This window comes from Streptomyces sp. NPDC056224 (assembly GCF_042267665.1).
GTDB lineage: Bacteria > Actinomycetota > Actinomycetes > Streptomycetales > Streptomycetaceae > Streptomyces.
This window is the reverse complement of sequence record NZ_JBHJTK010000007.1, coordinates 76,289-96,311: the sequence shown is the minus strand read 5'-3', so window position 1 is coordinate 96,311 and position 20,023 is coordinate 76,289. Positions and strand designations below refer to the sequence as shown.

Sequence of the window (20,023 nt, the reverse complement as noted above, 5' to 3'; positions counted from 1 at the left end):
TTGGGGGTAGGGGGCGGCGTCGTGTCCGTTGATGGCGGTGATCCAGGTCGTGTCCCGTTCGGTGGTCACCTGCACGGACCAGCATCCCGCGCGGCTCGCACGCGCGGCCCGGAGGATGTAGGCGACCGCTCCTCTGAGACGTAGCCCTCCCGAGGACCGTCGCCCGGCCGCCGCTCGGACCTTTGCTCCGCGACCGGTGGCGTCCAAGCCTCCGAACTTCCGAAAGAGAGCAGACAATGGCCACGCAGGGACCTATTTTCGGCTTCCGCACGGAGGACCTCACCCTGGACAGTGACGGGCAGGTCAGAATCCTGGATCCGCAGCTCGCCCGGGCGGTGGCGGCCGCCTTGGCGGCGCAGCCGGACGCGGAGATCCGAGACGCCGCCAACAACTGCCACGGCGGCAACTGTGCCAAAGGATGCGGCAGCAAGCTGGAGGAGCAGTGACCGACGCCTCCGGCGGAGTATCCGCATTCGACAGGGAGTTCACCAACTCCTTCCGTAACGATCGTCTCCACCTGATCCTGCTGCCGACCGAGCAGTGCAACTTCCGCTGCACGTACTGCTACGAGGACTTCGCCATCGGACGCATGGCGCCCAAGGTTGTCAGCGGCATCAAGAACCTCATCGATCGGCGTGCCCCTGGACTGCGGCACCTCCAGCTGTCGTGGTTCGGCGGGGAGCCGATGCTAGGTCGCCGGATCATCGAGGACGTGGCCGCCCACGCGCGTCGAGTGCAGGAGCGGCACGACGGTCTCTACTACGAGAGCGACATGACGACCAACGGCTACATGCTGGACGGCAGGACTGCCGAGCACCTGGCCGGTCTCGGCGTCCGGGCCTACCAGATCTCCCTGGACGGGCCTGACGAGTACCACGACCGGACCCGCGTGCGCGCCGACGGCAAGGGGACGTTCCAGCAGATCTGGCACAACCTGCTGTCGGTCCGCGAGAGCTCCGCCCAGGTGCGGATGCTGCTACGGGTCCATCTGACGCCGGAGAACCTGCCGGTGATGCCGGAGTTCCTCACCCGGATCCGGGACACATTTCTCGACGACTCGCGGTTCTCGGTGTTCCTGAAGCGCGTGGTGCGCCTCGGCGGACCCAACGACGCAACCATGGACGTGCTCGACTCCGACGACCAGAAGATCAACGATCTGAAGAAGCTGCTGGTCCGGGGCGGCGCCTCCGAGCGGCTGTTCGCTCCGGAGGAGGTCTGCTACGCAGCCCGGGCCAACTCGCTGCTGGTACGCGCGGACGGCCGGCTGGGCAAATGCACGGTGGCCCTGTCGGACCCCGCCAACACCATCGGACAGCTCCTCCCCGACGGCTCACTCGAGGTTGACAACCCGCGGCTCCGCCCATGGCTGCAGGGCTGGGAGTCCCGCGACCCGGAGCTCAACGCATGCCCTTATTCAGCCTTCACCCGTGAGCCGCAGCCGCTGCTCCAAATTGCGAGGCGACCGCTCGCGGCGGCGGTGTCCGACTGACCGGCGGCCGGGACAACGCTACAGCTCGATCACCGTCACCGAGGCGCCCCGGACCAGCTGATCGCGGGTGTCGGCGGCGATCGAACGCCTTGCGCGCGGCCGTCCTCATCACCTCGGCCAGCGTCGGTGCGAGAGGCTGATGGCGCTCCTTGAACTTCCCCAGGTGTCGCTCCTGAGGTGGCCAAACCTGCTCAGGTGATCTCCCCACCCTTTGCGTGATCCTTCTCGGCGTGTCGAACTGGTGTGGGCGTGTCGTGGAGAGCCTGCGTGAGTACGGAGTTCGGCGTGTTTGAAGGGCCTTGGATGCTCACCTGGGAGGAAGACGTGGATGCTCACGCGCTGCGTCGTCAGGGCTGGTCGATCTCGGCGATCGCCCGGCACCTGGGGCACGATCGCAAGACGATCCGCGCGTAGAGGCCAGCGGGAAGACGTGGGCGATCGGGCGCGACCATGCGTTGCCCGCCCCGGCGGCGCCGCCGCAACCGACGTAGTGGTGGAACGCCACCATCAGCGCGGCCAGGATCCGCAGTCCGTCCAGCACCACGAGGCGCCCACCGGCCCGCGCGTTCCGCCTGCGACCGCCACGGGCGGCCGCGGCGGGTATGCCCCGGGCAGGCTGATTCGTTGGCTCCACGTGACTTTCCCCCTGGGGTTCCGATCTGCCCCGAACTTCATGGCGGCGGACTGGTTTGGTCTACGCGGTGACCGGGGGTGCTCGGGCAGTACGCCCTGCGCGCGGGGGCGTTGAGGGCACCATCAACCAGGCTCCCGGCTTCACCGGCATGCGCCGGGCCCGCTACCGCGGGCTGCCGAAAGTGCGCCCCCAGCACGCCTTCCCCGCCACCGGCCTGAACATGCTCAGATTCGACGCCTACTGGACCGGACACAACCAGCACCACACCCGCAGCGGCCGCCTCGAACACCTCGCCTACCGACTCACAGCCTGACCCGCGAATTGCGCAGCAGAGTCGGAATCCGCTGCGAAAGTATGGATTCGTCCTCTGCTCGCGCCAGACCCGCCTGTGGGCGTTCAGGAGTAGCCCCGCGGGGACCGCCAGGGGACGCCCAGGGGACGCAAGGACAGGTAAGGACGCGCACAGGCGGACAAGTCTCGACCCAACGAGTGCGCTCTGACCTGGGAGAACGGCACGGATGGGCGTCAGAACGCAAAGGCCGCCAAGATCGCTGGAGGACTCATAATCCGTCGGCCGTGGGTTCGAGTCCCACCCGCCCCACCGCATCGCGAACATGCAGGAACGTTCTGACCTGCATGTTCGCGATCCCGGCCGCTTCTGAACGTGGACCTCGCGTCCCACGTGGACGTCTTTCGGCGCTCAGGGGACGAGCCAGGGGCCGACGTCGTGGTGACCCCGGGTGTCTGGGGCGGGCGCCGAAACGGCCGAATCACAGGGTGTCTTCGGCCGGTCGTCGCCAGTTCGGAATCTGCCGCCACGCCGGCGCACCCAGAGCCGCAAGGTACCGCTCGGCGTCCGAGGCGCCGCGCAGCCGGCGCCGGCCGCGGTGAGGTCCGGCCCGAGCCGGCGGCGAGGATCGAGCCGCCGAACAGCAGCGGCTTCAACTGCGCGCGGGCGGGGCGGCGGTGTACGAGCTCGCCCGTCACGACTGGGTTCCGCCGGCGCGCGGTCAGTCGACCAGGGGACTCCGGCGTTCCAGCAGGACCACGTCCCGCCAGGCGCCGCGGTGACGGCCGATCCGTTCGCGGGTGCCGATGACGCGGAACCCGGCCCGTGCGTGGACGGCGAGACTGGCGGCGTTCTCGGGGAAGATCCCGGACTGGATCGTCCAGACCCCGGCCGCCTCCGTCGAAGCGATCAGCGCGTCCAGCAAGGCCCGGGCGACACCACGACCGCGCGCGTCGGGGTGGACGTAGACGGAGTGTTCGACCACGCCCGCGTACGCGCACCGGTCCGAGACCGCGCTCGCTGCGACCCAGCCCAGCACCCGGCCGTCGTCGTCGACGGCGACGAAGCGGTGGCCGGGCAGCTTGGCCTTGTCGAACGCGGCCCACTCGGGGGCTTGCGTCTCGAAGGTGGCGTTGCCCTCGTCGATCCCCGCCTGGTAGATGCCCAGGACCTGCCCGGCGTGCTCCGCAAGGAGTGCCTCGATCCGCACGCCGGTCATGCCGTCTTCGTGGGGCCGGCCAGCAGGGCGCCCATGGCGGCGAGCACGGACGGCTCGACCCGGTAGTACACCCACGTGCCGCGGCGCTCGGAGGACAGCAGCCCGGCCTCCTTCAGCTTCTTGAGGTGGTGGGAGACGGTGGGCTGGGAAACGCCGACGTCGGAGATGTCGCACACGCACGCCTCTCCGCCCTCGTGGGAGGCGACGGCGGAGAACAGCCGCAGGCGCACGGGGTCGCCGAGGGCCTTGAACATCTTCGCCGCGGCCTCGGCCTCCTCGGCCGACATGGGGCGCTCGTTCAGCGGCGGGCAGCAGGGCACGACGGCGTCGGGCTCCAGGAGCGGCAGAACCTTCGCATTCGACATACGTCTATGTTGACACACGTCGAACTAAGACGGCAGGGGTCCGGTGCGGGCCGGCCGGGCGGCCCGGGCGCGGGCGACCCGGGCGGAGCCTTCGGCGGGCGGGCGGGCGGGCGGGCGGGCGGTCGGGCGAGGCGGTCGGGCGAGGCGGTCGAGTGGGGCGGTCGAGTGGGGCGGCGTCGAGGTCGGTTCGGGTGGGCGGGTCCGGCGTCCGCGCGCCCCCCGAGAAGCCTCTAATTTGATGAGCATCTATGTTGACGCTCGTCGAAGCAGCTGCCATGCTTGAAACGTAAGCATCGACGGATATCGAAACAAAAGAGGAGCCTGTCGTGAACGCGCCTGCCACCACCGACCTGCCCGTCGTCGTCATCGGGGCCGGACCCGCCGGACTCGCCGCCGCCGCCCACCTCGTCGACCGCGGCATCGAACCCCTCGTCCTGGAAGCCGGCCCCGCAGCCGGCGCCGCCGTACGCGAGTGGGCACACGTGCGGCTGTTCTCCACCTGGGGCGAAGTCGTCGACCCGGCCGCCGAGAAGCTCCTCGCCCCCACCGGCTGGGTCAAGCCCGACCCGGCCAGGTACCCCTCCGGCGGAGACTGGGCCGAGCTCTACCTCCAGCCCCTCGCCGACGTCCTCGGCGAGCAGGTCCGCTACGGCGCGCGGGTCACCGGCGTCTCCCGTACCGGACGGGACCGCATCGTCGACGCCGACCGCGAGGCGCAGCCCTTCGTCATCAACTACGAGACCGCCGACGGAGACGAGCAGCGCGTGTGGGCGCGAGCCGTCATCGACGCCTCCGGTACCTGGACCACCCCGGGCCCGGCCGGCGGCAGCGGACTCGCCGCCCTCGGCGAGAAGGCGGCTGCAGACCGCATCACCTACCGCGTCCCGGATCTGAAGGACCCGGCCGTCCGCGCCCGGTACGCAGGCAAGCGCACCGCGGTCATCGGCTCCGGCGCCTCCGCCTTCACCGCGCTGGCCTACCTCGCCGAACTCGCCCGGGACGAGCCCGGCACCCACTCCGTCTGGATCCTGCGGCGCGGCATCAGCGGCTCGACCTTCGGTGGCGGAGCCGCCGACCAGCTCCCCGCCCGCGGCGCGCTCGGCCTCGCCGCCAAGGCCGCCGTCGACAACGGCTACGCCGACGCCGTCACCGGGTTCCGCACCGGCGCCATCGAGCGCGACGGGGACCGGGTGGTCCTGATCGCGGAGGACGGCCACCGCCTGGAGCCGGTCGACGAGGTCATCGTCCTCACCGGCCTGCGCCCCGACCTCTCCTTCGTCTCCGAACTGCGCCTGGGCCTCGACGAGCGCCTCCAGGCGCCCGTGGAGCTGGCCCCGCTGATCGACCCCAACCAGCACTCCTGCGGCACCGTCTACCCGCACGGCGTGAAGGAGCTCTCCCACCCGGAGAAGGACGTCTACCTCGTCGGCATGAAGAGCTACGGCCGCTCCACGGCCTTCCTCGCCATGACCGGCTACGAGCAGGTCCGCTCCATCGCCGCTTCCCTCGCCGGAGACCAGGAAGCCGCCGAGCGCGTCGAGCTCACCCTGCCCGAGACCGGGGTGTGCGGCGGCGCCGGCCTCTTCGACCAGCCCGAGCCCGCCGAGGCGACCGGTGGCGGCTGCTGCGCAGCCCCCGCCACGCTCACGATCGGCGCCCCGGCCCCTTCCGGCGGCTGCTGACCACCGTGCAACACATCCAGGCCGACACGGCCGCGACCGGGACGGGGGTCCGGGCGCGGCCGCGCGCCGTACTGCCCGCACTCTGCGCCACGCAGATCACCAGCTGGGGCATCGTCTACTACGCCTTCCCCGTCCTCCTCCCACGGCTGACCGCCGACACCGGCTGGTCCACCAACGCGGTGACGGCCGCGTTCTCCGTCGCGCTCCTGGTCTCGGCCGTGGCCGGGATCCCGATCGGCCGGATCCTCGACCGGCGTGGTCCGCGCGCCGTGATGACCGCCGGCTCCGCACTCGGCACGCTCGCCCTGCTGCTCGTCGCAGCCGCGCCCAACCTGATCGTGTTCACGCTCGGCTGGCTGCTCGCGGGCGTCGCCATGGCCGCCACCTTCTACCCGCCCGCCTTCGCCGCCCTGACCCGCTGGTGGGGCCCCGACCGCGTCCGCGCCCTGACCGTCGTCACCCTCGCCGGCGGACTGGCCTCCACCGTCTTCGCGCCCCTCACCGCCCTCTTCGCCGAACATCTGAGCTGGCGAGCCACCTATGCGGTCCTCGCGGTGGTCCTTGCCGTCATCACCATCCCCGCGCACGCTCTGGCCCTGCGCGCCCCGTGGCCGGCCGCCCCACCGCCGCCACCCGCCGTCGCCCGCACGCCCGTTCCCCGCAGCCGCCCCTTCCTGTTCCTGGCCGCGGCGTTCACGCTCTCCAGCTTCGCCATGTACGCCGTGGTCATGGGCCTCATCCCGCTCCTCACCGAACGCGGCGCCACGCCCACCCAGGCGGCCTGGGCACTCGGACTGGGCGGGGCGGGCCAGACGCTGGGGCGCACCCTCTACGCGAGCCTGGCCACCCGCACCTCGGTGACGACGCGCACCGTCACCCTCATCGCCCTCGGCGGCGCGACCACCGCCGCACTCGCCCTCGCACCGGGCCCCCTACCCCTCCTGGTCCTGCTCTCGGTCCTGGCCGGCGTCGTCCGCGGAAACCTCACCCTCCTCCAGGCCACGGCCGTCACCGACCGCTGGGGCACCACCCACTACGGCCACCTCTCGGCCCTCCTCGGAGCCCCGGCCCACATCGCGGCCGCCCTCGCCCCCTGGGCCGGTGCGGCGCTCGCCGGACCCCTCGGGGGATACCCGCACCTCTTCCTCCTCCTCGCGGCCCTGTCCGTCGCAGCCGCGGTCCTCTCCCTCGTTCGCGTCCGGACGAGCACATGAACCCGTCGGCTTGGGCCGGCGGGTGAACTCAGTCGACGGGCGCCCGGTTTCCGCCGTTCAGTGCCACTCCCAGCGCAGCGCCCGGAAACCGGACCCGGGGTTCTCGAAGACCGCGTGCGCCCGGCCGGCGGCGCTGATCCACACCGGCTCCGTGGACACCGGCTCCCAGGTGGCCGCGGCGCTGAACCAGCGTCGGCAGCGCACCGGCACGGCGTCCGGGTGGAAGGTGACCTCCAGGGTGTAGAGGAGGGCGGCGGCGTGGAACCCCCGCCCGCACTCCTGGGCGCGGCGTCCGCCCTCGGGGAACCGCACGGTGTATTCGACCAGCGTGGTCTCACCCTCGGACAGCGTGCGGTCCAGGAACAGTTCGGCGACCATCAGCGGCACGCTGCGATCCGAACGCAGCCGCCCGAGGCGGGCGTTGTGTACGTCGACGAACTCCGGCAGCGCCCTGTCCGGGTCCTCGCCGCGGAGGACCACCACACAACGGTCCACCCGCTCCCGGGTGGCCTTCAGCGTCAGGCGGGTGGTCAGCCGTGCCCCGGCACCCCGCGCGTCGAGCTCGTAACCGTCGTGGGCGGCGACCCGGAGCAGGCCGTCGTCCGTGCTGTCCAGCTCGGCCAGCAGCTCGGGAAGGCTCACGAACTCCCGCCACAGGCGCTCGGTTTCCAACACCTCGGCCCCCCGGTTGACCCAGCGGCCCCGGGGGCGGCGCGGCCCGAGCAGCGAGACCAGGCCGTCGCTGGGGACGCCCAGCAGCTCCTCCAGCAGTCGGACCGCCTGCCGGGACTGCGGCCGCTCGGGGCGGCTGCGGCCGCGCCGCCAGTAGCTGAGCGTGGTGACGCTGATCTCCACGCCGCGCTCGGCCAGTCGGTGCTGGACGCGCTCCAGGCTGAGCCCGCTGGCCCGCAGGGCGGCGTCCAGGGCAGCCTCGAAGGGGCCGTTGCGGAGCGCGTCGAGGAGATCCGGGGGCAGTTCCCGCAGCGGTTGCGCGGCCTTCGGCTCCAGCGGCCGCCGGACCTGGCCCGTCTGCCTGAACCGTGTGCTGCCACTGGAGTCCACCAGTCTCTCGCCTTCTGCACCTGCGTTGCGCGCCTCGGGATGGGGGCGCTTCCCGTGACAGCGTTCCGGGGGGATGGAACGGGGTCACATGCTAGCCACGGCCTGGCCGGATAGCGGCGAGTTGTTAGACATTCTGTGAACAGTTTTGACCAAAGGTCGGGGCGTGGCAGAGCCGTGGCCGGGGGCGAGGCCGGGCACCGGCCTTTTCACAGCGCCCGCAAATAAACAGACTTGGCGTTCCATTGCCCCGGCCCGCCGGCGGCGGCCACGATCCCGGCCCATGAAGAGAACCGTGCTCGCCGCATCACTCTCACTGGCCGTCAGCGGCCTGCTGATAGCCGGTGCGGGATCCCCCGCCTCCGCTGCCGACCCCGCTCGGCCCCACCCGCCCAAGGCCGACAAGGGCCAGGCCGTCCAGGACGCCCGCGACTCGATCGCCGCCCATCCCCAGGCGGTCCGGGCGAGTTCGTACGACACGTTCAAGTCCGCCTCGGTGCAGGTCGACAAGGACGGCACCCGGCATGTGCACATGACGCGTGAGTACCGCGCCCTGCCCGTGCTGGGCGGCGACGTCGTCGTGCACTCCGCGCCCAGCGGGGCGTTCCGCGAGAGCACGCTGACCCTCAAGGAGAGCCTCTCCCTGGAGGTGACCCCCCAGGTCAGCGCCCAGCGCGCGGAGACCCTGGCGCAGGAGAGGTTCCAGGGCAAGCGCGCCTCGACGGCCAGCAAGCTGGTCGTCGACGCACTCTCCGGCACCCCGCGGCTGGCCTGGCAGGTGACCGTCGACGGCATCGCCCCCGACCAGTCGCCGAGCCACTTCAACGTGCTGGTGGACGCCCTGACCGGCGAGGTCGGGCAGACCTGGAACGACTTCCACACCGCCAACGGCACCGGCCACGGCTACCAGGTGGGCGACGTCCCGCTGACCACCACCGCGATCTCGGGCGGCTACCAGCTCAAGGACTCCACCCGCGGTAACGGGGAGACCCGGGACGCCCAGAACCTGACCGCCACCAACGACAGCCCGCCGGCCGGCTGGGGCAAGGCGTTCACCGACACCGACAACGTGTGGGGCAACGGCAGCCTCAGCGACCGTGCCACCGTCGCCGCCGACGCCCACTTCGGCATCCAGGCGACCTGGGACTACTACAAGAACGTGCACGGCCGCAGCGGCATCAAGAACGACGGCGTCGGCGCCCGCTCGTTCGTGCACTACGGCAACAACTACGCCAACGCCGGCTGGGACGACACCAGCTTCAGCATGATCTACGGCGACGGCGCCCCCGGCGACAAGCCCTTCACCGAACTCGACGTCGCGGGCCACGAGATGAGCCACGGTGTCACCTCGGCCACCGCCGGCCTGAACTACTTCGGTGACGCGGGCGGCCTGAACGAGGCGACCAGCGACATCTTCGGCACCCTGGTGGAGTTCAACGCCAACAGCCCGGCGGACAGCCCCGATTACCTCATCGGCGAGAAGATCAGCTCCACGCCGCTGCGGTTCATGGACGACCCGAAGAAGGACGGCGTCTCGCAGAGCTGCTGGACCACCGGCACCAAGAACCTCGACCCGCACTACTCCTCCGGAGTGGGCAACCACTTCTTCTACCTGCTGGCGGTCGGCTCCGGCTCCTCCCAGTGGGGCAACAGCCCGACCTGTGACGGCGGCACGGTCACCGGCGTCGGCAACGACGCCGCGGGCAAGATCTGGTACCGGGCGCTCACCACGTACATGACCGCGGGCACCACCTACCCGGATGCCCGTACCGCGAGCATCAAGGCCGCGATCGACCTGTACGGTGCGAGCAGCGGCCAGTGCGCCGCGGTGGAGAAGGCGTGGAGCGGCGTCGCCGTCGTCCCCACCGCCACCACGTGCGGTGGCGGCACCACGCCGCCGGGCGGTTCCAACCTGTTCTCCAACCCGGGCTTCGAGTCCGGCGCGGTCAACTGGACCGCCAGCACCGGTGTGATCACCAACGACACCGGCCGCACCCCGCACTCCGGCTCGTACTACGCCTGGCTGGACGGGTACGGCAGCGCGCACACCGACACCCTGTCCCAGTCGGTGACCGTCCCGGCCACCGCCGCGGCGCCCAAGCTCAGCTTCTTCCTGGCGATCGACACCAAGGAGACGGGCACCACGCCGTACGACACGCTGAAGGCACAGGTCGTCTACGGCACGACCACCACCACCCTGGCGACGTACTCCAACGCCACGCCGGGCGGCTACACCCAGCGGACCCTCGACCTGTCGGCGTTCAAGGGCAAGACGGTCACGATCAAGTTCACCGGTACCGAGGACTCGTCCGCGGCCACCAGCTTCCTGATCGACGACACCGCGGTCACCACCGGCTGAGCCTCCTCCCCACAGGCTCCGCGGGTGCGTCCGGCGGGGCCGGCCGGTGCGAACCGGCCGGACCCGCCGGGACACGGCTGCCGGCGGCAGTGCACACCGGTGTACCGCGCCGCACCGATCACGGTGCGGCGCGCGAATGTCTCTGATGGGACCTGGCTCGTAGGACGGCTTTCCCCCGTCGCGCTCCTGGCACCTGTCATCGCGGCGCAGTCCCCCCGGTGACACGCCGACCCCGATAGGAGCGGCCATGCCCGTCGACGAAACGAGCCCCGGGAAACCCCGTGGCGAGGGCGGTGCCACGGCAGCGCCGTGGGCGGAGTTCGGTCAGCGGTTGAAGCACCTCCGCCGGCGGGCGGGGCTGACTCAGCTGCAGCTCGGTCAGCGAGTCGGCTACCACCACAGTCTGATCAGCAGGTGGGAGAGCGGCACGCGTGAGCCGGCCAGAAGATCGTCAACGGCGGATTCGAGAACGGCACGTCGCCGTGGACGGGCGACACCGGCTCCATCGGCGCCCACAGTGGCCAGTCGCCGCGCACCGGCACCCGGTTCGTGTGGCTCGCCGGCTACGGCAGCACCCACACCGAGACGATCAACCAGTCGGTCACCGTCCCGGCGGGCTGCACCAAGGCCACGCTCACGTACTACCTGCACATCGACACCGCGGAGTCCGGATCCACGGCCTACGACGTCTTCCGCGTGCAGGTGAACGGCACCACGCTCGCCACCAAGTCCAACGCGGACGCCGCGAGCGGCTACGTCCAGCAGTCCGTCGACCTGAGCTCCTACGCCGGACAGCAGGTCACGGTGACCTTCACGGCCTCCGAGGACTCGTCCCTGCAGACCAGCTTCGTCATCGACGACGTGACGCTTCAGGGAAGCTGACGGCCCGGGCCGGACGCTGACGCTGTCGGGTTCGGGTCCCACCCGCCCCACCGGGCGAGCCGCAGGTGCGGAAACGACTGCACCTGCGGCTCTGGCGTGTCCGGAGGGACCGTGGTGCCCGGCTAGAAGTTCTCCGTTTCGTCCGCGAGGTAACGCAGCACGTCCGTCAGGTCCTGGCGGCGTGCGAAGGCCGCGCGCTGGCGGTGGGCACCCGAGCCGTCCCGGAGCAGGGCGCCCAGGGTCTTGGCCGCGTGGTCGAGGTCGCCGGCGGCGACCAGGGCCGGGGCGACCAGGTCCAGCAGGGCCTCCGCGAGATCGGCCGCCGGGAGCTCCGTGCCCGTGTACGGGTCGAGACCGAAGCCCTCCAGGCCGTCATGGGCCGCCCGCCAGCGCGCGAGGCGCAGTACGTCGTCCCGCAGGGCCGGTTCAGGCCGCCGCTCCGCGATCTCCCGCAGGGCCGTGGCCACCAGGGCGCGGACCAGTTCGCCCTGGAGCACGGCCGTGTCGATGTCCGGGGACATGTCCGGGGCCCTGACTTCGAGCGTGGGCCAGTGCCCCGACGGGCGGACGTCCCAATAGACCATCTTGGTGTCCAGGGCCGCACCGGAGCCGAGCAGGGTCTGCACCGAGAGCCGGAAGTGGGCCGTGGACGTAAAGTGCGGGGGCAGCCCCGCCGAGGGCCAGCCCGACCAGGCCATCGCCCGCCAGCTGGCGTGACCGGTGTCACGGCCGCCCCAGAACGGCGAGTTGGCGGCCAGCGCGATCAGCGTCGGCAGCCACGGTCTGACCCGGTTGGACACCGCCACCGCCGTATCCACGTCGAGCGTGCCGACATGGATGTGGCGGCCGCAGCTCACGAGGGTTTCGGTGAGCGAGCCGAAGCGGCGGTGCTGCTCGCGCTGGCGCGGCTCGTCGTCGGTGAGGTGCAGCGGCCCCTCCACGGCCACGACCGGTGAGGGTGCGGCCAGCAGGCGGCAGCCGTGGGCACGGGCCGCCCGCCCGAGGGTGCGCCGCAGGGTGGCGAGCTCCTCGCGCAGCGAGGCCGCCGAGTGGGCGATCGGGGTGGCGATCTCCACCTGGTAGCGCGTTCCCTCGGGGTGTATCTCGCCCGGCAGTCCGCCGGCCGTGGCGAGGACGAGCGGGGCGGCGGGGACCACCCGGAAGGTGCGGGCGTCGACGAGGAGGAACTCCTCCTCGATACCGACGGTGAGGGGAACGGTGGGGCGCACCGAGTTGTGCGCGGTGCCGGTGCTCGTGGTGCTGTTGCCAGGTTCGATCACTGCGCCTCCCTGGACATACGAGTCTTTTCATCATGAGCCGAACACGAGGCGGGGAGCGTACGCCGATTCGGTCAAAAGTCCGGTGACAGTGGCGAGTTAGCGGCAAGGGGCGCCCCGCCGTGGGGCCCGGGATCCGGGTGGGGTGGCTGTTGCCGGTGTGCGGACGCCGGAAAAAAACACCCGGGGGCGGAACCGGCCCCTGGTTATCATCCGCTGTGACCCCTGCCGCCGCGCCCGACCGCACCCAGCGGCGAATATTCGCCGACCTCACCCCCCTCCGCACGTCGCTCGACTACCGGCGGCTGTGGATCGGCAGCACCGTCTCCTGGCTCGGCCAGGCGATGACCGCCCTCGCGATCTCGCTCCAGGTCTACGACATCACCGGGTCCAGCTTCTCCGTCGGCCTCGTCGGACTCTTCTCGCTCGTCCCGCTCGTCACGTTCGGGCTCTACGGCGGAGCCATCGCCGACACCGTGGACCGGCGCATGCTCGGCCTCTACAGCTCCCTCGGCGCCGCCGGGCTGTCGTCCGCGCTCGCCGCGGCCGCGCTGCTCGGCTACCACCGGGTCTGGTTCCTGTACGCGGTCGTCGCGCTCCAGGCGGTCTGCGGGGCGCTCTCCGGACCGGCCCGGTCCGCCATGATCCCGCGGCTGCTGCCGCCCGGGCAGCTGCCCGCCGCCAACGCGCTGAACTCCGTGACGATGACGTCCGGGATGATGGCCGGCCCGATGCTGGGCGGGCTGATCGTCGGCTGGTGGGGGTACCAGGCGGCGTACCTGATCGATGTCGTGACCTTCAGCGCCGCCCTCTACGCGATGTGGCGGCTGCCGTCGATGAGGCCCGACCGCGCCGACGGGACGCGCGGGAGGGCTTCGGTCGTCGACGGTCTGCGCTTCCTCGGGACCCGGCCCAACATCCGGATGACCTTCTTCTCCGACATGGCCGCCATGGTGCTGGCGCAGCCGAAGGCGCTGTTCCCGGCCATCGCCGTGCTCTGGTACGGCGGTGACGCGAAGACGGTCGGCCTGCTGGTGGCCGCGCCCGCCGTCGGAGCGCTGCTGGGCGGGCTGTTCTCCGGCTGGCAGGGCCGCGTCCGCCGGCACGGGCTGGCCATCTTGGTGGCCGTCGCCGCGTGGGGCCTGGCCATCGCCGTCTTCGGGCTCACCCGGAACCTGTGGCTCGGTCTGTTCTTCCTGGCCCTGGCCGGGTGCGCGGACACCATCTCCATGGTGTTCCGCACCACCATGCTCCAGGCCGCCACCCCGGACGACATGCGCGGCCGCCTCCAGGGCGTCTTCATCGTGGTCGTGGCGGGCGGACCCCGGCTCGGGGACTTCCTCGCCGGGACCGCCGCGGACCTGACCTCCCCGGCCGTGGCGATCACGGGCGGGGGTCTCGCCTGCGTGGCCGTGCTGGCGCTGCTCGCGCTCCGCTGGCGGGCGTTCGCGCGCTACGACGCCCGGTCGCCGCAGGCGTAGGAGCAGGAGCAGGCGCAGGCGCAGGCGTCTTCAGCCCCGGGCCTCACCCGTCCACCGGCTGCCGGGTGCGGTCGCCGCCCGCACTAACGGAGTTGGCGGCTGAGCCGGTTGCTGACCGGACGCGGGTCGCGGGCGGGCGGGGCGCCGGGCGCGGGGGTCGCCGTACGCCTGCGCGAGCTGCTCGACGCGCGGGTGGCCGAGGGGATCACGCTGGAGGAGGTCCTCGGCGGAGTTGGCGCGCGCTTCCGGGAACCGCTGCCATCCCACGCACCTGATCCGCAGTTTCACGGCGGCGTACGGACTGCCGCCGCACGCCTACCTCACGGGGCGGCGGGTGGCGCTGGCGCGGCGGCTGCTGCTGGCGGGGGCGCCGCCCGCGGCGGCGGCCACGGCGGCGGGCTTCTACGACCAGGCGCACCTGACCCGGCACTTCGGGCGCCACGTCGGGACCAGCCCGGCGCGCTACGCCCGATCGGGCCGGGCGTGAGGCGCGCGGGCGCTCGACTCCGAGGGGGCGCCGCCGACCGGGACGGGTCGTGCCCGGTCACGGACGAGTTCACGCCCGCCGTCCGGCGCTGCGGCCGGAGCGGCGAGGCGCCGGGCACGCCGCCCGTCGCGGACGTCTTCCGCTCGCCCCACTCGGGCGGGCCACCGCGAACCGGACCTGCGCCGGGGCTACGGGGCCTGGCCCTCCGGGGCGACGATGCCGCGGGCGACGCCCAGGGCCACCAGGTCCTGGGGGCGGATGCGGAGTTGGTCCGCCGTGGCGGGGGCGGCGGCCGGGGGGCGCTTGAGGATGGCCGCCGCCAGTTCCGGGGCGATCACCGAGAAGTAGCTGTCCGGGGTGACCCAGGTGTTCCCCGGCGCGGCCAGCGCGAGGGCGCCGCCCGAGCCGCCCTCGCCGATCAGCAGGGTCGTCACGGGGACGGTGGCCTCGGCCAGGGCCGCGAAGGCGTCCGCGATGGCCGCGCCCGCGCCCTCATGCTCGGCGGCGGCGTCGTTGGCCGCGCCCGGGGTGTCCACCAGGGTGAGCACGGGGATGCCGAGCCGGTCCGCGAGGCGGACGACGCGGGCGGCCGTACGGTATCCCGCCGGGCGGGTGGCGGTGCCGCACTGGGCGGCGTACGCTACCGCCCGGCCCTCCCGCAGTCCGAATCCGCACAGCATCCCGGGGTCGGTGCCGCCCGCCCGGTCCCCGGAGACGGGGAGGCGGAGACCGAAGTACGCGTCCAAGTACGCGCCGGCGCGCGGGCGGTCCGGATGACGGGCCTGGCGGACCGCGTCCCACCCGGTCGCGGGCGGGATCTCGTCGGCCAGCGCGGCCGGGGGCTCCACGGGACCTTCGGCGCGGGGCGCGGTCAGGACGCGGATCCAGTCGGACAGCACCCCGCGGAGCTCGGCCGGGGGAACGACGGCGTCCACGTGACCGGCGGCGTACTGCCCCTCGGCGCAGTAGGCCGCCGGGTCCGCGTCCGCGGGCCGCACCCGGGATCCGGCGAAGCCGACCTGGGCTCCGGGCAGCGCGAGGACGACGTCGGCCCCGGCGCCGAGGGTGGCCCAGCCGCCGCCGGTGGTCGGATCGCGCAGGACGGCGATCTGGGAGAGCCCGGCGGCCCGGGTCAGGACGCACTGGCGGGCCACGCGCTGGAGTTGGGTCAGCGCGAGCATCCCCTCCTGCATGCGGGAGCCGCCGGTGGCGATGAGGGAGACGAGGGGGAGGCGCTGTTCGCGGGCGTGGCCGTACGCGGCTTCGAGCAGGTCTCCGGTGCGCTCGCCCAGTGAACCGCCGAGGAAGCCGAACTCGAAGGAGATCACGGTGGCTTCGCGGCCGCCGATCAGGGCGGTCCCGATGACGACGGACTCCTGCTCGCCGGTGTGCGCGTGGGCGCGGGCGCGGGAGTCGTCGTAGCCGGTCCAGGCGAGGGGGCCGTCGGCCGGTGACTCCCGTACGGGGGCGGGGAGTTCGGTGAAGCTGCCGGGGTCCGTCACGGAGGCGATGGCCGCGCGGGCCGAGAGGCGGGTCGTCGTCACGGGCTCACCCTAGGGGTTGTTCACGGCAGGGGAAGGGCGATCTTGATCGCATAGGCGGCGACGAGGCCGTAGCCGAGGCGGAAGGTCCAGGCGCGGGCGCCGTCGGAGATCCTGCTCCCGGCGAGTGCGCCGAGCGTGACGAGCGTCTGCTGCCACAGGAGCGAGGCGGCGCCGACGCCCAGGAGGAAGGCGGCCCCGGCCGGGCCGGTGCGCAGGGTGGCGCCCTGCGCGGTGGTGAGGGCGGCGAAGTACAGGGCGGTGGTGGGGTTGAGGGCGGTGAGGCCGACATACCGCGCGAACGCCTTGGCCGGCGGGGCCGGCGGGGCCGGAGGATGCGGCGGCGGCGCGTGCTCGGGGCGGCGGCGGGACGTGGCGAGGCCGCGGGCGGCGATGGTCAGGAGGATCGCCGCCGAGACCAGCCGGACCCAGGCCTCGACCGGGTGGACGTGGGAGGCCACCCACGGGCCCAGGGCGGTGGCCAGCGCGGCGTACCCGAGGTCGACCGCCGCGATGCCCGCGGCCGCCGCCACCGCCGCCCGGCGGTGGCGCATCGCCTCCTGGAGCAGCAGCACGCTCATCGCGCCCATCGGCATCGCCACGCCCAGGCCCGCTGCCGCGCCCGCCAGGGCCGGAGTCGTCAGTTCGCTCATGGGGGGAGGGTCCGGCCCACGGACCGCCGGACGGGCACCGATATCGGCGCCGGCTGCGAGAATCGTGGTATGGACCGCCTCGACAGGGAAATCCTCGGCATCCTGCAGCAGGATGCGCGGATCTCGTACCGCGACCTCGGCGTCCGGGTCGGCCTCAGCGCCAACGCGGCGGCCGACCGGGTGCGCCGGATGCGCCGGGACGGCGTGATCCGCGGGTTCACCATCCTGATCGACCCGGCCGCCGACACCCGTGGCGGGCTCGTCGTCTTCATCGACGTCACGTTGCGCCAGGACACGACGAACGAGCAGTTCGAGCGGCAGGTGGCCAGGCTCCCGGGAATCACCGAGGTCGTGCACGTGACGGGCGAGCACGACTACCTCGTACGGGCCCGGGCCGCCGACCCCGCGGCGCTCGACGACCTGCTCCGCCGGCTCAAGCGGGAGGCCGGGGTGGCGCAGTCCAGCACCCGCATCGCGCTGCGGGCCGCCACCCGGCCGGGCCGGCCGTAGGAGTCGGCCGGGGCGGGCCGCGGCCGCAGCCCCGGCCCGGCGGCCCCGCCCGGGCTACAGCACCGATTCCCAGGTGAGCGTCGTCCCCTGCGTCCCCGACTCCGTGCGGCCGTCGTCCGTCACCGTCAGACGGACCCGGTACGGCCTCGCGTCCACCTCCACCCCGACGGAGGTGACCCCGCCGCGCCGGTGCGCCGCGGCCAGCGCGCCGCGCAGGGCGGCCAGGAGTTCGCCCGCCGCCGGCTCCGGCAGCAGCGCGTCCACCGCTCCCGCGAAGTGCACCGACGGCTGGAAGCCGAGCAGCACCGCCGCACCGCCCGTCTCGCGCAGGACCCGCCCCCGAAAGCTCGTCGGGGCATCGGCCGGCGGCTGCTGGAGGGCGAAGATCGCGGTGCGCACCTCCTGGATGGTGGAGTCCAGCTCGTCGACGGCGCGGCGCAGTTCGTCGCCCACCGTGTCCCCCGACGGTGCGGCCGAGGAGCGCCGCCGGGTGCTCTCCAGCATCATCTCCGTGGCGAACAGCCGCTGGACCACCAGGTCGTGCAGGTCCCGGGCGATGCGGTCGCGGTCCTCGTACACCGCGAGCTGCTCCCGGTCGTGCTGCGCGTCGGCGAGGACGAGGGCCAGCGCCGCCTGCGAGGCGAACTGCGACGCCAGCAGCCGGTCCACGGCGTCGTACGGGGGGCCGCCCCGGGCGCGCGGCAGGGCCAGGGTGCCGATCAGCCGGCCGCCGCTCTGCAGCGGGAGCATCATGCTGGGCCCGAACCGCTTCCGGACGTGCGTGGTCATGCGGGGATCGGTGGCCGAGTCGTCCAGGAAGACGGGTTCGCCGCCGAGCAGTTGTTCCAGTACCGGCGAACCGGGGGCGATCGCGGTCCCCACCAGGTCGCCGGGGTCCCCGTGGGTGGAGGCGGCGACGATCTCCATGCCGCCCTCGCGGGTCGGCTGGAGCACGACCCCGGCCGCCGCGTCCGCCAGCAGCCGGGCCCGTTCGGCCACGCACATCAGCGCGTCCGCCGCCGGGCGCCCGGCCAGCAGGGCGGTGGTCACGGCGGCGGCGCCCTCGATCCAGCGCTCCCGGCGGCGCGCGGTCTCGAAGAGCCGGGAGTTGCCGATCGCCATCCCCGCCTGAGAGGCGAGGACGCGCAGCAGGGCGAGGTCCTCTTCGGTGAAGGGGCCGCCGCCCCGCTTCTCGGTGAGGCAGAGGTTGCCGAAGACCTCGGTGTGCACCCGGATCGGCACGCCGAGGACGCTGCGCATCGGAGGGTGGCCCGGCGGGAGTCCCGCCGCGCGCGGGTCCGCCGTCAGATCGTCCGGCATCAGGGGCCGGGGGGCGCCGACGAGTGCGCCGAACACGCCGGAGCGCACGTCGGGCAGCCGGGGGATCGCCGCCCGCTCGGCCTCGGTCATCCCGGCGGTGAAGAGGGCGGTCAGCCGGACGCGCTCGGGGTCGATGACCCCGAGCGCTCCGTACCGCGCCGAGCAGAGCCCGGTCGCCGAGTCCACGACCTGCTGGAGGGTGGTGTTCAGTTCCAGCTCGGAGCCGACTCCGAGCACCGCCTCCAGCGGCACCGGGAGGCTCGCCGGCGCCGCGTCGGGCTCCTCTTCGGATGTCGCGTCGGGCCCCTCCCCGGCGTTCGTCATTCGGCCAGTGGGTTGAGGACCATGGGGGCGATCTTCCCTTCCAGCATCGCGCCGAGACCCAGTACGGCGCACACGTCCGGCCGTTCCGCGATGGCGACGGGCATCCCGGTGGAGTCGCGGAGCATCTGGTCGAGGCCGGGCAGCAGGGCACTGCCGCCCACCATCATGATCCCCCGGTCCGTCAGGTCCGCGACCAGATCCGGCGGGCAGTCGCGCAGCACCTTGCCGATGCCGTCGAGGACGGCGGTGAGCGGGGTGTGGATGGCGTCGCGTACCGCCGCCGTGTCCACGTGGACGGAACGGGCAAGTCCGGTGGCCACGTCGCGGCCGTGGATGAGGGTGGAGGCCGGCCCTTCGGCGGTGATGCCGTTGCCGTGCAGGGCCAGCTGGAGCGGCCGGACCGCCTGGCTCGGCAGCATCAGCTCGTGCGCGTGGCGCAGGTGCTGGACGACGGCGTGGTCGATGGCCTCGCCGCCGACCGGGATCCGCTGGGCTGTGACGATCGAGCCGAGGGAGAGGACGGCCACCTGGGTGGCCGCCGCCCCGCAGACCATGATCATCGTCGCGGTCGGCTGCTCCACGGGCAGGCCGCAGCCGACGGCCGCCGCGATCAGGGTGTCGACGAGTTCGACGCGGCGGGCGCCGAGCCCGACGAGGGTCTCCACGGTCGCCCGCTGGGCGAGCGGGTCCGCGTCGTGCGGGGTGCAGGCGGCGGCCCGCAGCCGGGGCTTGCGGCGCAGGGCGCGCCGCAGCTTCTCGCCGAGCAGGTGGCGCAGCATCCGCTGGGCCATCTCGATGTCGACGACGGTGCCGCCGGAGACGGGGCGTACGACCCGGATGTAGTCGGGCGTGCGGCCGGTCATCCGCTCGGCGAAGGTCCCGACGGCGATGAGCGCGCCGGTCCGTGTGTTCACCGCGGCGACGCTGGGCTCGTCGACGACGAGGCCGGCGCCCTTGACGTACACGCGGGTCCTGGCGGCCCCCAGGTCGACGGCGACGTGGCAGCGGCGCAACTGCTCAAGACTGACGGTCACGGCAGATCCTCCCGAGAGCGCTGACGCAAGAGGACCGGCGGAATGCCGGTCACTTTTCATATCATCTCGGACATTTCACTCGGACCGCCCGTTGGGATGCTCCGGCCGGGGGTGCCTCGCGCGTGCATGGGGGTGGATTTCTGTACCGACAGGCAGCACCATGCGCGCACCGCACGCGCTACCCACGCGTAACAAGGTAAAGGG

The 20,023-nt window shown here is 72.8% G+C and carries 18 protein-coding genes and 2 pseudogenes; 12 read left to right on the top strand and 8 right to left on the bottom strand.

All coding sequences use genetic code 11. From position 1 onward, the window contains the following. The first annotated feature begins 236 nt into the window (after positions 1-236). The 4 genes from ACFCZ1_RS12420 (at position 237) to ACFCZ1_RS12405 (ending at position 2,436) form a co-directional block, all read left to right on the top strand. The gene (locus ACFCZ1_RS12420; protein ID WP_376678345.1) at positions 237-446 is read left to right on the top strand and encodes a hypothetical protein; all 210 of its coding nucleotides are present in this window, start codon (positions 237-239) and stop codon (positions 444-446) included. After that, positions 443-1,489: a radical SAM protein gene (locus ACFCZ1_RS12415; protein ID WP_376678344.1), complete on the top strand. Its 1,047-nt coding sequence runs from the start codon at positions 443-445 to the stop codon at positions 1,487-1,489. Before ACFCZ1_RS12420 ends, ACFCZ1_RS12415 begins: the two co-directional genes overlap by 4 nt. 267 nt (positions 1,490-1,756) lie before the next feature. Next, the gene (locus ACFCZ1_RS12410; RefSeq protein ID WP_376678343.1) at positions 1,757-1,903 is read left to right on the top strand and encodes a hypothetical protein; all 147 of its coding nucleotides are present in this window, start codon (positions 1,757-1,759) and stop codon (positions 1,901-1,903) included. 287 nt (positions 1,904-2,190) lie between these two features. Then, positions 2,191-2,436, top strand: a complete 246-nt coding sequence (locus tag ACFCZ1_RS12405; RefSeq protein WP_376678342.1) for a hypothetical protein — start codon at positions 2,191-2,193, stop codon at positions 2,434-2,436. A 697-nt stretch (positions 2,437-3,133) separates the two neighbouring features. Here ACFCZ1_RS12405 and ACFCZ1_RS12400 read toward each other — a convergent pair. Beyond that, positions 3,134-3,631, bottom strand: a complete 498-nt coding sequence (locus ACFCZ1_RS12400) for a GNAT family N-acetyltransferase (protein WP_376678341.1) — start codon at positions 3,629-3,631, stop codon at positions 3,134-3,136. Then, the gene (locus ACFCZ1_RS12395) at positions 3,628-3,996 is read right to left on the bottom strand and encodes an ArsR/SmtB family transcription factor (protein ID WP_376678340.1); all 369 of its coding nucleotides are present in this window, start codon (positions 3,994-3,996) and stop codon (positions 3,628-3,630) included. The genes ACFCZ1_RS12400 and ACFCZ1_RS12395 overlap by 4 nt, the downstream gene beginning before the upstream one ends. A gap of 326 nt (positions 3,997-4,322) precedes the next feature. Between ACFCZ1_RS12395 and ACFCZ1_RS12390 the strand changes: the two genes are divergently transcribed. Beyond that, positions 4,323-5,678: an NAD(P)-binding domain-containing protein gene (locus ACFCZ1_RS12390; protein WP_376678339.1), complete on the top strand. Its 1,356-nt coding sequence runs from the start codon at positions 4,323-4,325 to the stop codon at positions 5,676-5,678. Positions 5,679-5,683: 5 nt separating this feature from the next. Beyond that, complete coding sequence (locus tag ACFCZ1_RS12385) at positions 5,684-6,892, top strand: MFS transporter (protein ID WP_376678338.1); 1,209 nt, start codon at positions 5,684-5,686, stop codon at positions 6,890-6,892. A 57-nt stretch (positions 6,893-6,949) separates the two neighbouring features. Here the strand turns inward: ACFCZ1_RS12385 and ACFCZ1_RS12380 are convergent, their stop codons facing one another. After that, positions 6,950-7,954 (bottom strand): hypothetical protein, encoded by a 1,005-nt coding sequence (locus tag ACFCZ1_RS12380; RefSeq protein WP_376678337.1) that lies wholly within the window; start codon positions 7,952-7,954, stop codon positions 6,950-6,952. A gap of 280 nt (positions 7,955-8,234) precedes the next feature. On the opposite strand from ACFCZ1_RS12380, the gene ACFCZ1_RS12375 reads away from it, so the two are divergent. The 3 genes and pseudogenes from ACFCZ1_RS12375 to ACFCZ1_RS12365 all read left to right on the top strand — a co-directional run. After that, positions 8,235-10,310: a M4 family metallopeptidase gene (locus ACFCZ1_RS12375; protein WP_376678336.1), complete on the top strand. Its 2,076-nt coding sequence runs from the start codon at positions 8,235-8,237 to the stop codon at positions 10,308-10,310. A gap of 247 nt (positions 10,311-10,557) precedes the next feature. Continuing rightward, a pseudogene (locus ACFCZ1_RS12370) lies at positions 10,558-10,698 on the top strand (hypothetical protein); the annotation flags it as partial. A 59-nt stretch (positions 10,699-10,757) separates the two neighbouring features. Then, positions 10,758-11,192 (top strand): annotated as a pseudogene (locus tag ACFCZ1_RS12365) (peptidase M28); the annotation flags it as partial. Positions 11,193-11,314: 122 nt separating this feature from the next. Here the strand turns inward: ACFCZ1_RS12365 and ACFCZ1_RS12360 are convergent. After that, complete coding sequence (locus ACFCZ1_RS12360) at positions 11,315-12,472, bottom strand: glutamate--cysteine ligase (RefSeq protein ID WP_376678335.1); 1,158 nt, start codon at positions 12,470-12,472, stop codon at positions 11,315-11,317. 215 nt (positions 12,473-12,687) lie between these two features. Between ACFCZ1_RS12360 and ACFCZ1_RS12355 the strand changes: the two genes are divergently transcribed. After that, entirely contained in the window at positions 12,688-13,950 is a 1,263-nt protein-coding gene (locus tag ACFCZ1_RS12355; protein WP_376678334.1) for an MFS transporter, read from the top strand. A gap of 232 nt (positions 13,951-14,182) precedes the next feature. Continuing rightward, the gene (locus ACFCZ1_RS12350; RefSeq protein WP_376678333.1) at positions 14,183-14,437 is read left to right on the top strand and encodes a helix-turn-helix domain-containing protein; all 255 of its coding nucleotides are present in this window, start codon (positions 14,183-14,185) and stop codon (positions 14,435-14,437) included. 188 nt (positions 14,438-14,625) lie between these two features. Here ACFCZ1_RS12350 and ACFCZ1_RS12345 read toward each other — a convergent pair whose 3' ends face one another. Both ACFCZ1_RS12345 and ACFCZ1_RS12340 read right to left on the bottom strand, forming a co-directional pair. Further along, the gene (locus tag ACFCZ1_RS12345; RefSeq protein WP_376678332.1) at positions 14,626-15,981 is read right to left on the bottom strand and encodes a carboxyl transferase domain-containing protein; all 1,356 of its coding nucleotides are present in this window, start codon (positions 15,979-15,981) and stop codon (positions 14,626-14,628) included. Positions 15,982-16,001: 20 nt separating this feature from the next. Then, the gene (locus tag ACFCZ1_RS12340) at positions 16,002-16,631 is read right to left on the bottom strand and encodes a LysE family transporter (RefSeq protein ID WP_376678331.1); all 630 of its coding nucleotides are present in this window, start codon (positions 16,629-16,631) and stop codon (positions 16,002-16,004) included. Positions 16,632-16,700: 69 nt separating this feature from the next. Between ACFCZ1_RS12340 and ACFCZ1_RS12335 the strand changes: the two genes are divergently transcribed. Continuing rightward, entirely contained in the window at positions 16,701-17,141 is a 441-nt protein-coding gene (locus tag ACFCZ1_RS12335) for an Lrp/AsnC family transcriptional regulator (protein WP_376678330.1), read from the top strand. Between the two features lie 54 nt (positions 17,142-17,195). Here ACFCZ1_RS12335 and ACFCZ1_RS12330 read toward each other — a convergent pair whose 3' ends face one another. Then, complete coding sequence (locus ACFCZ1_RS12330) at positions 17,196-18,785, bottom strand: GAF domain-containing sensor histidine kinase (protein WP_376678329.1); 1,590 nt, start codon at positions 18,783-18,785, stop codon at positions 17,196-17,198. Beyond that, entirely contained in the window at positions 18,782-19,819 is a 1,038-nt protein-coding gene (locus ACFCZ1_RS12325; protein WP_328925530.1) for a rod shape-determining protein, read from the bottom strand. The genes ACFCZ1_RS12330 and ACFCZ1_RS12325 overlap by 4 nt, the downstream gene beginning before the upstream one ends. Positions 19,820-20,023: the final 204 nt, after the last annotated feature.